This window comes from Salinibacillus xinjiangensis, assembly GCF_009649735.1.
GTDB classification, from domain to species: domain Bacteria; phylum Bacillota; class Bacilli; order Bacillales; family Alkalibacillaceae; genus Salinibacillus; species Salinibacillus xinjiangensis.
On sequence record NZ_WJNH01000001.1, the window covers coordinates 102,877 to 115,127 of the forward strand.

Consider the following 12,251-nt stretch of genomic DNA (forward strand, 5'->3'; position numbering starts at 1 on the left):
GTTCAATGCCTAGTATCCACATGTGTTATTGTTTAGAGCTAAAATCGTCTATCATTTGATGGACTTTTTGTATTTCTTCATCAGCAACCATTAAGTACCAAATATCACCAATATATTGACCTTTCCCTGTGATTTGGTAATTATTCTGATTATGTCTTGCACTACGATAATTTTTGAAAATATCCTTCATTTCATCAAAGGTCATGTTGGTAGTCATGTTCTGCCCCAATACATCGAGGATATCATCAATTCGCGTAACTGAACCAACGCTTGCACCTTTTTCAATGATTCCTTGTATGACTAAACGCTGACGTAGGTTTCGGCCCATATCTCCTTCAGGGTCTTGCTTTCGCATTCGCACATAGTTCATAGCCCTTGGACCATCCAAATGTACCTCACCTTTGGGAAACTGGTCCCCATTTTGCGTAAATTCAATAGGGTTATCAACTGTAATGCCATCGATAGCATCCACTAATTCGGTGAGCCCCTCCATATTCATGCGGACGTAATAATCAAGCTCAACATCAAGAAAATTTTCTACCGTTGCCACCGTCATATCGGTTCCCCCCTTGGTTGTACCTGTTTCCAGTACTCCAAAAGGATAGGAGTGATTGATTTTATCCTTTTTCCCGTAGCCAATAATATCGGTATATGTGTCACGCGGAATGCTAATCATTTGCATGCTTTCAGTACTTGGATTAAGGGAAAGCATGATTAAAGTGTCTGCCCGGCCAATATCGTTTTCCCTTTCGTCCACTCCCATTAGTAGGATGTTTAGGGTTTCCTTCCCGCTTTGAACCTTTTTAGGATTGTATTCAATATTCGTAATCGTTTCATGTAGCTCATCTTCTACTGTCTGTTTGACATCGTGATAAATACTAAAAACATAAGCTCCGATTCCTAAACCAATGATTAGCAGAACAAGAAGGATTTTTTTCAATCTTTTTTTCTTACTTTTTACACGTTCTGTTCGTTTCCCCATAATGAATTTAGACCCCCCATTATTTATATGAATGATGAAAGTCTAAGATGTTAAAAGAAGCCGCTGCAAGGCAACGGCTTCTCCACTATTTTTGTGCATTAAATTCTGTGATCATATTGTGGACTTTCTGACGTTCCTCTTCAGAAATCATGTAGTACCAAATAGGGCCAATATACTGTCCTGTTCCTTGAATCTGATAATTTTTTTGGTTATTACGTGTATTTCGATAATGCTTGTAAATATCCTGCATTTCGTCGAATGACATGTTTGTGCTCATGTTATCTCCAAGCACTTCTAGAATGTCATCAATACGCGTAACTGATCCAACACTTGCACCCTTATCAATAATGGCGTCGATTAAAATACGCTGACGTTCATTTCGGCCTGCATCACCTTTAGGGTCTTGCTTACGCATACGCACAAATCCCATAGCCTCAGGTCCATTCAGTGTGATTTCACCTTTTGGATAATGGAAGCCTGCTTTATAGCCATCATCACCGCTGTCCACCCATTCAATTGGGTTATTTACCGTTACGCCACCGATTGCGTCAACTAAGTCACTTAAGCCACCCATGTTAATTTTGACGAAATAATCAAGTTCAACATCAAGGAATTTTTCAACTGTTGCTACCGTCATGTCGGTTCCACCATAAACATAGGAATGGTTGATTTTATCCTGCTTTCCGTATCCGACAATATCAACATAGGAGTCACGAGGAATACTGATCATTTGCATACTATCGGTATTTGGGTTCAAGGAAAGGAGAATTAATGTATCCGCACGTCCCTTATCTCCTTCACGCTCGTCGACACCCATTAACAAAATGTTTAAGGTTTCTTCACCTTTAGACGCTTTTTCCTTTGAAATGTCATTTGCAATGCTCTCGACATCTTCGTTCATATCTTCACTAACAGTATCTTTTACTGAATTATATACATAAAGTGCAAACACACCTACAGCCAAAATAATTGTAGCAAGAACGGTTAAAAATATCTTCAACCCTTTTTTGCTTTTCTTTTTTTCTCGGATGCGATCCGTTCTTTTACCCATTCAAACACCTCATTTAGTATCAAAAAATATTATTCCACATAATTAGACGAATAACACTATAAAATGTTGCCACTTTTTTTCTAATTAAGCAAGTTAAATTTGTGTAACACTTTAGTGCTTTAAAGCACGCGGGGACTGACCCTCACTGCTTTAAATCGCTAAAGCAATATGCCATTTTTTAATAAAAGAAAGGATTTTGTCAATTTTCGTCGTATCAAATATGTAATTAGAAAAGAGGTGATATGAATTTGTCCAGAAAACTTCGCATTTGGCATCGAGGGGAGATTTATCACATTACAGCACGAGGAAATCGCAAAGGGAAAATATATGAGGAGCCTGGAGATTATCGGAAATATTTACAAATACTTAAGGAAACACAGGCACAACATGCTTATACTTTACATGGATATTGTTTAATGCCTAACCATGTCCATCTCTTGATTGAAATGGTTGAGGCATCACCTAGTCAGATTATGAAAACTGCTCATACCCGTTACGCGATGTATTATAACTTTCGTTATGATTTGGTAGGTCATTTGTTTCAAGGGCGCTTTAAATCCCAGGTCGTGTATTCGAAGGACTATCTATTAACCGTTTCCCGTTATATCCACCAAAACCCAGTAAAAGCTGGCCTTGTTGACCATCCAGAAGGTTATCCATGGAGTAGCTACAATCACTTTATCGACATACCTCAACTCCCTCCTACAACTCCTAAATTAACACCACTTGTATCTACGAATAAGATTCTTTCTTTTTTTCCTGATTCACATGAATATCAGATGTTTGTTGAGAGTAATGATTACGAGAATGACATTGAGAACGGGCCGCTGTTGGTGACATAAGGGGTTGCATAAAAAAGGGTGGTGCCCCAAATAAAGAGCGCCACCCTTTATTGCTTTAAAGCGGTGGGGGACAGTCCCCAACTTCGCTAAAGCGTTAAAGTATTATACCCACCACATTTCGCTTACGGATTCTTTTACCATGACGGGTTTTAGGTTTTCGACTGCTTTGGTAAATCCTTCATCAATGGACATGAGGCCATCCTCATGTTCGATACTTACTACATAATCATAGCCATAAAGACGCAAGGCACTTACCATATCTGCCCACACTTTAGAATCATGACCAAAACCAACTGTTCGGAAATACCACGCGCGGTCCCTCATGTCCGAATATGGTGTCATATCCGTTAATCCATTTCGATTCATGTTTGGCTGATCAATAATTGTATCCTTAGCATGGAAATGATGAATGGCATCTTCACGTCCTAAAATTTTTATAGACTCGACAGGATCAATGCCTTGCCACCACATATGACTTGGATCTAAGTTAGCCCCAATTGCTGGCCCACAATGTTTTCTCAAGTAAAGCAAATTAGCAGGCGTATGTACAGAGAATCCGCCATGCAGCTCTAATCCAATTTTTACATTGTATTTTTCAGCAAGCTCAGCTTTTTCCTTCCAATAAGGAATCACCTTCTCCTCCCACTGCCACTTTAATACCTCTTGATAGTCATTCGGCCAAGGAGAGACTGGCCAATTCGGATACTTGGCTTCCTCATGATCCCCAGGACAACCAGAGAATGTATTTACAACTGGAATACCTAGTTGACTCGCCAATTTAACAGTCTTATCAAACAATTCGTCTGCTTCTTTAGCAATTGGTTTCTGAGGGTGCAGCGGATTTCCATGACAGCTTAAAGCGCTTACAATCAATCCCTTTTCAGCAATCTTATTTGTAAATTCCTTTTGTTTCTCTTCATTATCTAACAAATCATCAACTTTACAATGGGCATCTCCAGGATAACCACCAGTACCGATTTCAACGGCTTCAATACCTTTTGCAGCTACATAATCTAACATATCCTCAAATTTTTTATCAGAAAATAATACTGTAAAAACCCCTAACTTCATCCAAGATCCCTCCCGTATTCTGAATAAAATGTAATCCGTTACATTTAAGCTTAAAAGAAAAATGAGGTAAAATCAATCATAAAAATCGTAATTTTAATTAAAATACGGAAATTAAAACGGTTATTGACAAACAATTCCGTTAAATGTAAAATCAAAAATGTAATCGATTACATCATAAGCTTTATTCCTTACATAAAGAATCGATTCAACTAGGTATTTCACAACCCAGCCCTTCTCACATTACATAAAAACACTTTAACACTGTAAAGGATGTGGGGACTGTCCCCCACCTTATTAACGCGGTAAATCATTAAAGCGGAGAAAGAAGGAAACGTCATGGCAAATATTCAGCAGGTAGCCCAGAAGGCTGGTGTTTCCGTTGCAACGGTTTCCAGAGTGTTGAACAATCATGCAACCGTTACACCAAAGACGAGACTAAAAGTAGAGCAAGCGATAAACGAATTGAATTATGAACCGAGTATGCTAGGGAGAAATTTACGCAACTCAGAAAGCCGTTTACTACTCGTGTTAATTCCGAGCATTTCCAACCCATTCTACACGGAAATTATAGATGGGATTGAGGATACGGCGATTAAAAACAACTATAACATCCTACTCTGTGATACCGACTCCAACCCACAACGAGAAAACATTTACTTTAACCTTGTCAAGAACAAACTAGCTGATGGCATTATTTCTATGGATCCCGCGGTAGATATGCAGAAATTAATTGACCTAGCTGAACATCATCCAATCATTCAGTGCAGTGAGTATGATGAAAATAGCTGCATTCCTTATGTAACAATTGATAACGAATTGGCAGCATACCATGCCGTCAAACATTTGATCAAGCTAGGGCATGAAAAGATAGCTTTAATTAACTCGGATGAAAAGTTTTTGTACGCCAGACAACGCAGACAAGGCTATGAACGAGCATTAAGTGAATTCAACCTTCCGATTAACAAAGAGTGGATCTACAATACCACACAACTCGAGTTTGAATTCGGGCAGCAAGCCATGAAAAAGCTCCTACAGTCAGATGAAAAGCCTTCTGCAGTATTTGCCGTTTCAGACACTTTAGCAATCGGTGCCTTAAAGGAAATCAACAGCCACGGTCTTCTCGTTCCAGATGATATCTCTGTCGTTGGCTTTGACAAAATAAGCTTTTCCAGCATGACCAATCCAACTCTAACAACCGTGTCGCAGCCGATGTATAGAATGGGCTGTACAGCTGCGTCCATGTTAATCGACAGTATTCAAGGGAATAAAGTGGAAAGCATCGTCTTAAATCACGAACTGGTTATACGCGAATCAACCATGGGATAGCTCCTCCCTTCAGCACATTAACGCGGTGTCGCAATGAGGGTCTGTCCCCACACGCTTTAAAGGGCTAAAGGGTTTGGGGCTTGCAAACCGGCATTAAATGCGTTTAGTGTCGGTTAGTTAGCCTCAAAAATGTAAACGATTTCTTGGAGGTTAATCGGAGTTCACTACTTTAAAGGGGGAATATTTTGATGAAACGTTTGTTATCATTACTATTTGTCACGATTTTAGCAGTAGGTATTGTGGGTTGCTCCAGCGAAAGTGCTGGTAGTGACGATGAGGTTGTATTAGGTCTTGCATTACCATCAGCTACACACGGTTGGATGGGTGCGCTGATTCAAAATGCTGAGGATCAAGCTGAAGAACTAGTGGAAAGTGGAGCCATCGATAGCTATGAGTTCACGACAGCTGACAACCCAGCTGACCAAGCAAGTAATGTCGATGATTTAATTGCTCAAGGCGTAGATGCAATCGTTATGCTACCAATTGAATCTGAAGCACTATCTCCTGCAGGTCAAAAGATTGCTGACGAAGGAATTCCATTAGTCATCGTAGACCGCGAGCTTACGAATGATGCAGCAACTGTTGTTGTAAAAGGAGATAATAAAGGAATCGGTATAAACGCTGGAAAATACTTCGTTGATCAATTAGGTGGGGAAGGAAAAGTTGTTGAGATTGCAGGTCCTTCCAACTCTGTAACAGCTCAAAGAAGTGAAGGATTCCGCGAATCAATTGAAGGTTCCGACATTGAAATCATCGCATCGCAATCAGGGGAATTTTCAACAGAAACTTCTTTACAGGTAATGGAAAACATTTTAACTGCTCAACCCGAAATTGATGCCGTTTATACACAAGATGATGGAATGGCTCTAGGTGTTGTGCAAGCCATTAAAGAAGCCAACCGTACTGATATTCAATTCGTTACAGGTGCGGCTGGTGCCAAAGAAGTTTATGAAAGCATTCAAGACGACGGTTTAATCAGTGCAACGTTCCTTTACTCTCCACTTATGGTCCGTGACGGGGTACAAATTGGTGCTGATTTAGCGAACGGCGAAGAGCCTGAAAGTGATGAGGTAATCATTGAAGCTACTCCAGTAACAAAAGAAAACGTTGAAGAGCACTATAATCCAGACTCTGTATTCTAGGATATACTTGTAAACCAATAGTGAAATACGATAGATGGTAACGCATTTATCGTATTTCCTATTTTCATCAAGCTAGCAAAACCTACATATAACAAAGGGGGGAAAGGCGTTGGAACAAGAAACCATTTTAGAAATGAATGGAATTAAAAAATCGTTTAATCAGGTAGAGGTTCTACATGGGGTCGATTTTGCATTACATAAAGGTGAAATTCACGCATTACTTGGGGAAAATGGGGCCGGAAAATCTACGCTCATGAATATCCTAGGTGGTGTGCATCAGCCTGATGATGGTCAAATCATTCTAAATGGACAGACAATCAAAATGGAAAACCCCCGTATTTCTCAGAAACAAGGCATAAGTTTTATTCACCAGGAATTGAATGTCGTTACTGACCTCACTATCTATGAAAATATGTTTCTAGGTTCAGAGCTCCGTAACAAATGGGGCATACTGGATGTCAAGGAAATGTGCCGTCAAACAGAGGAAATATTGTCGAAGTTAGGGGTCCATATTAGCCCGAAAACGTACGTGCGAGACCTCGAAACTTCCTATAAACAGATGATTGAAATTGCAAGATCTCTTTTAAGAGATTCCAAGGTCATTATCATGGATGAACCGACCACCTCGTTAACGGACAATGAAGTGGATCGACTTTTTGAACTAATGCGCTCGTTAAAGTCTTCAGGTGTTTCCATTATTTATATTTCTCATAAACTCAAGGAAATTCAAGCTGTATGCGACCGCTACACCGTTTTACGCGATGGCCATTTTGTTGGCAATGGTTGGATGAAGGACACAGACCTTGGTCAAATTACACAGCTAATGGTAGGAAAGTCCGTCTCAACTGAAGCGTTCCATCACGAGAATAAAGCTGGAGACCCTGTATTAACCGTTAAGCAGCTGACAAGTGAAAGTCTTTTTCAAAATATCAACTTTGAAGTAGCTAAGGGTGAGGTTGTTGGCTTTACAGGCCTTGCTGGTGATGGTCGGACTGAGCTCTTTGAAAGTATTTTTGGATTTCGAAAAAAATATGATGGCGTCATTGAGGTAAATGGACGTCCCGTTAAAATAAATCACCCTAAAAAAGCTGTTCAAGCTGGGATTGGATTGGTACCAAAAAACCGGAAAGAAAATGCGATTATTAAGGATTTAAATGTAATTGAAAACATGAGCTTATCCTCCATGGGACACTTTGAAAAAAATGGACTTATCCATGCAAAACATGAACAGAAGACCTTTTACGACTACAAGAATCAATTAAACATAAAAGTGCACGACCCAAAAGTAACGATTGATTCTCTCAGTGGTGGTAACCAACAAAAGGTTGTCATTGCAAAGTGGCTCGAGGTCAACGCTGATATTATTATTTTTGATAATCCGACTCAAGGAATTGATGTTGGAGCGAAAAATGAAATCTATCAACACATTATGAATCTAGCAGACCAAGGGAAAGCCATTATTGTTTTATCCTCTGAAGCCCCTGAGGTGTTACGTATTTGCGACCGCATCAACATTATGTTCCAAGGGGAAATTACAGGCCGTTTTAATCGAGAGGATGTAACAGAAGAATTGATTATGGAATATGCAACCGGTGCCAAAAAGGAGGCGGAGAACGTTGGCTAATATAAAAACTAATGATAATCAAACTACAACAAATAGAGGACTTAATTTTTCTTGGCTTTGGAGTGAATATAGTGTCGTCATTGCGTTCATCATCATATTTATCGTCGCAGCCTTCATGAATGACCGGTTCCTTTATCTTCAAAACCAACTGAACATTTTAATGCAAGTATCCACGATTGGTATCATCGCATTGGGAATGACAGTCGTCATGCTATCTGGCGGGATTGACTTGTCTGTCGGTTCTGTGTTGGCGATGGCTGGTGTGTTTTCTGTTTTAGCGTTAAACGCATCTGAAAGTATTTTTGTCGGAGTGCTGACTGCTCTAGCCGTTGGGGCGATGGCTGGCCTTTTAAACGGAATATTAGTATCCAAGGGACGAATCGCTTCCTTTATTGCTACGCTCGGAATGATGGCTGGTGCCCGATCAATCGCGTTGTATGTATCTGATGGCGGTAGTAAATCAGCAGAAGTCGATGGATTTATGAATATTTCCAATAGCTCACTTGGAATGGTTGATACGCCGATTATTGTCTTTTTAGGTTTAACTATTTTGATATACATTTTGATGCAGAAAACTCGTTTTGGCCGTTATGTTTATGCTTTGGGAAGCAATGAAAAAGCTGCTCTTTTATCAGCCATTCGCGTTGATCGGATCAAGATTGGCGTCTATACATTATGCGGATTCTTAGTCGGAATTGCCGCTTTAATTGAAACATCTCGCTTAAATTCCATTTCATCTTCAAGCTCTGGAAACCTTTATGAGCTTGATGCCATTGCTGCTGTTATCATCGGTGGTACAAGAATGACAGGCGGAAAAGGAAAAGTAATTGGGACATTATTCGGGGTTCTATTATTAGGGGTCTTAAACAATATGATGAACCTATTGAATATCTCCCCCCACCTGCAAGGTCTTGTCAAAGGGTTAATTATTATCGTTGCAGTACTTTTCCAAAAAAGAGACTAAGGAGGACTTCTCATGGAAACGATCAAAGTTGGCATTATCGGGTGTGGCTCAATTACAAGATTTCGACATGCACCTGAATATTATGCAAACCCATATGTGGAAGAAATAGTGTTTTATGACCGGAACCTCGAAAGGTCACAGGCACTGGCAAAAGAATTCAATGGTTGTGTTGCGGAGACAGTTGATGAGCTATTGAAAGATCCATCAATTGTGGCAATCAGTGATTGTTCATCCAATGAAACGCACCACATCATTACATCTAAAGCATTACTAAGCGGCAAACACGTTCTGTGTGAAAAGCCTCTTGCTGTCAGTGTGGAAAAGGCTGAGCGAATGGTTGAGGCACAGCGTAAGTCAGGGAAAAAATTAATGGTCGACCATAATCAGCGTTTTACGAAGGCCCATCAAAAAGCACGGGAGCTGATTGCTTCCAAGGAGCTTGGCGAGGTCTTAACATTTAAAACCTCCTTTGGCCACCAAGGACCTGAACATTGGGGCGTGAATAAATCGAATTCTACTTGGTTTTTCAAAAAAGAACGCTCTCACTCCGGTGTTGCCGGGGATTTGGGGATCCACAAAATCGATTTAATCCATTATTTATTAGATGACGAGGTTGTCGATGCCCATGCATTTACCGGTGCACTTGATAAAGTTGATGAAAACGGGGAACCGATTGAGGTATGTGATAACGTGGTCAGCGCCTTACGTACGAAAAAAGGCCGGATTGGAACGGCATCATTCTCCTGGACCTACTATGGCGAAGAAGACAATTCGACCACCATCTATTGTCAAAAAGGAATCATTAAAATCTATCATCACCCTGAAGATCAGTTAATTGTAGAAACGAAGGATGGCGAGGTTGTGAGATATCAACTTGAGCCGATCCAAACGAATGACAACCAAACCTCAACAGGAGTCATTGACGCCTTTGTTGAATCTATCATCCAAGACAAAGAACCACTCGTCAGCGGAGCCGACGCCTTAAGCTCCCTACGAGTGATCGAAAAAATACTAGGTGAATGATTGGGAAGAGCCAGCACATTTGGGGAGTGCTGGCTCTTTATCATTTTAAAGCATCGGGGGACAGACCCCCGCTCTGGTAAAGCGTTAATGCGGTGAGGGACTGTCCCCCGCTCTAGTAAAGCGTTAAAGTGCTAAGCCGCAACAAAACCCCGCCCACACTATTTGGGCAGGGGTTTTGTATAAGGAAGCTATCAAATTAACGAATACGCTCTTCCGTTTCTTTATCAAAGAAATGCGCTTTGTTCATATCAAAGGCTACATCAATTTGATCTCCACCATTAACGTCCGTTCGGGAGTCAATACGTGCAACAAAGTCTTGACCTTCTACTTTTGAATAAATGATGGTCTCAGAACCCATTAACTCTGCTACATCAATTGATGCTGTTAACTTGGTTTCTGGCGTAGATTCGATAAATACGGGTTCATCATGAATATCCTCAGGACGAATTCCTAACACGATTTCCTTACCTAAATAATTTTGCTCTTTAAGCTGCTTCAATTTTCCTTCAGGCACCTTCACTTGAACCTCTTCTCCAATTTTCACATGACCATCCTCAGTCAATGTACCATTGATGAAGTTCATGGCTGGTGAACCAATAAATCCACCGACAAAAATATTGTTTGGCACATCGTAGACTTCTTTAGGTGTACCAACCTGCTGGATCACACCATCCTTCATGACAACCAATCTTGTCGCCATTGTCATCGCTTCTGTTTGGTCATGGGTAACGTAAATGGTAGTTGTCTGTAAGCGTTGGTGCAGCTTTTGAATTTCCGCACGCATTTGTACACGTAATTTCGCATCAAGGTTGGATAAAGGCTCATCCATTAAGAATACCTTCGCATCACGAACAATCGCACGACCAAGTGCAACACGCTGACGCTGACCGCCGGAAAGAGCTTTCGGCTTACGCTTTAAATAGTCCTCTAATCCAAGAATTTTCGCCGCTTCATTAACACGACGTTCAATTTCCTTTTTATCAAACTTACGAAGCTTTAGACCGAACGCCATGTTATCGTATACATTCATATGCGGGTAAAGGGCATAGTTTTGGAATACCATCGCAATATCACGGTCTTTAGGAGTTACATCATTCATACGTTTTTCATCAATGATGAGATCCCCATCAGAAATCTCTTCCAAACCAGCAATCATCCGTAGAGTTGTTGATTTACCGCAACCAGACGGTCCAACAAACACGATAAACTCTTTATCTTTAATATCTAAATTAAAATCCTTAACAGCGGTTACATTTCCATCATAAACCTTATATACATGATCTAATTTTACATCAGCCATTTTGAGTTCCCCCTTAAAATGTAAGCGTTTTACTTTCTATCTATTAGTCTACCGAAACTGTAGTAAAAAAGGAATAGACAACCTGCACAAAAATATTAGCACCATTTGTGCACTTTACCCCTTTAAAGGAACGGGGGTCTGTCCCCCGCTCTGATAAAGCGTTAAAGGATGATAGGCATATGTATCTATTTAAGCGGTAGGGGATGACGAGCTTTTTTAAAATAATGTCGAAATAAATCAATTTAAATGGTATAATAGAACTGATTAATTAACAAATTATTCCTCAATAGTATTTCGCGGGCCTTGGTTAGCAACGAAACTGAAGGTCACACCAAGAACTACTTGATGATGTAGTTAAATAGATAGAGTGAGGGGTGTTGATTGTGGGTTTTCGAAACCTATCAGACGAACTGCTTATCCAATCCTTTCAAAAAGCAAAAGAACTAGAGTTAGATGAAGAATTTATCAAACTATTAAAAGAAGAAATTGATTTTCGAGGTATTAGCAAACAATCGATCATCAACGTTATAGATTCCACCATTATGACAAACCACCACCTCCACAACAAAGTACTAAGCCGTCTTACCGAAAAACCACTCAATAAGAAAACTAATGAAATCCCATGAAAAGAACATATAAAAATCCCTTTTCTTCAACCAAAATTTATTGAAGAAAAGGGATTTATTCATTTGCTAAATTTTTATCTACCATTGACCACAACGACCTCCATCCTACTTCACCCGCTACTTGCTACTTCATAAGCCAGGCTAAATTCACTTATTAATAACATTATTATCACCTCTTTTTAAATTAAGAGTTACACACGGCGAGTTTCAACTAATTTTTCCATTTCGTAAATATTCATCTCTGATCGGCCTCCTCTCTTTTTTCTTAACAAATACCTTCACCTTACTTAACACGCTTAT

Annotated in this window: 10 protein-coding genes and 1 pseudogene; 7 read left to right on the top strand and 4 right to left on the bottom strand. The window is 40.0% G+C overall.

Annotation, left to right across the window (positions count from 1 at the left end):
• Positions 1–25 precede the first annotated feature (25 nt).
• Positions 26–982: an LCP family glycopolymer transferase gene (locus GH754_RS00485; RefSeq protein ID WP_153726774.1), complete on the bottom strand. Its 957-nt coding sequence runs from the start codon at positions 980–982 to the stop codon at positions 26–28.
• 85 nt (positions 983–1,067) lie between these two features.
• A complete protein-coding gene (locus GH754_RS00490; protein WP_153726775.1) occupies positions 1,068–2,033 on the bottom strand; it encodes an LCP family glycopolymer transferase in 966 nt (321 codons plus the stop codon).
• Positions 2,034–2,281: 248 nt separating this feature from the next.
• Here GH754_RS00490 and GH754_RS00495 point away from each other — a divergent pair, with 248 nt between their 5' ends.
• Positions 2,282–2,875, top strand: a complete 594-nt coding sequence (locus tag GH754_RS00495) for an REP-associated tyrosine transposase (RefSeq protein ID WP_194841238.1) — start codon at positions 2,282–2,284, stop codon at positions 2,873–2,875.
• 102 nt (positions 2,876–2,977) lie between these two features.
• Here the strand turns inward: GH754_RS00495 and GH754_RS00500 are convergent, their stop codons facing one another.
• A complete protein-coding gene (locus GH754_RS00500; RefSeq protein ID WP_153726777.1) occupies positions 2,978–3,946 on the bottom strand; it encodes a sugar phosphate isomerase/epimerase family protein in 969 nt (322 codons plus the stop codon).
• Between the two features lie 336 nt (positions 3,947–4,282).
• Between GH754_RS00500 and GH754_RS00505 the strand changes: the two genes are divergently transcribed.
• The 5 genes from GH754_RS00505 (at position 4,283) to GH754_RS00525 (ending at position 10,025) form a co-directional block, all read left to right on the top strand.
• Positions 4,283–5,272 carry a LacI family DNA-binding transcriptional regulator gene (locus tag GH754_RS00505; RefSeq protein WP_153726778.1) on the top strand — a complete coding sequence of 330 codons (990 nt, stop codon included), beginning with the start codon at positions 4,283–4,285 and terminating at the stop codon, positions 5,270–5,272.
• 188 nt (positions 5,273–5,460) lie between these two features.
• Positions 5,461–6,414, top strand: coding sequence for a substrate-binding domain-containing protein (locus tag GH754_RS00510; protein WP_153726779.1), 954 nt, complete (start codon positions 5,461–5,463; stop codon positions 6,412–6,414).
• A gap of 109 nt (positions 6,415–6,523) precedes the next feature.
• The gene (locus tag GH754_RS00515) at positions 6,524–8,038 is read left to right on the top strand and encodes a sugar ABC transporter ATP-binding protein (RefSeq protein ID WP_228550083.1); all 1,515 of its coding nucleotides are present in this window, start codon (positions 6,524–6,526) and stop codon (positions 8,036–8,038) included.
• The gene (locus tag GH754_RS00520) at positions 8,031–9,002 is read left to right on the top strand and encodes an ABC transporter permease (RefSeq protein WP_153726780.1); all 972 of its coding nucleotides are present in this window, start codon (positions 8,031–8,033) and stop codon (positions 9,000–9,002) included. Before GH754_RS00515 ends, GH754_RS00520 begins: the two co-directional genes overlap by 8 nt.
• 12 nt (positions 9,003–9,014) lie before the next feature.
• Positions 9,015–10,025, top strand: coding sequence for a Gfo/Idh/MocA family protein (locus GH754_RS00525; RefSeq protein WP_153726781.1), 1,011 nt, complete (start codon positions 9,015–9,017; stop codon positions 10,023–10,025).
• Between the two features lie 196 nt (positions 10,026–10,221).
• On the opposite strand, the gene GH754_RS00530 is transcribed toward GH754_RS00525, so the two are convergent.
• Complete coding sequence (locus tag GH754_RS00530; protein WP_153726782.1) at positions 10,222–11,325, bottom strand: ABC transporter ATP-binding protein; 1,104 nt, start codon at positions 11,323–11,325, stop codon at positions 10,222–10,224.
• A 383-nt stretch (positions 11,326–11,708) separates the two neighbouring features.
• Here GH754_RS00530 and sda point away from each other — a divergent pair.
• A pseudogene (sda, locus tag GH754_RS19530) lies at positions 11,709–11,831 on the top strand (sporulation histidine kinase inhibitor Sda); the annotation flags it as partial.
• Positions 11,832–12,251: the final 420 nt, after the last annotated feature.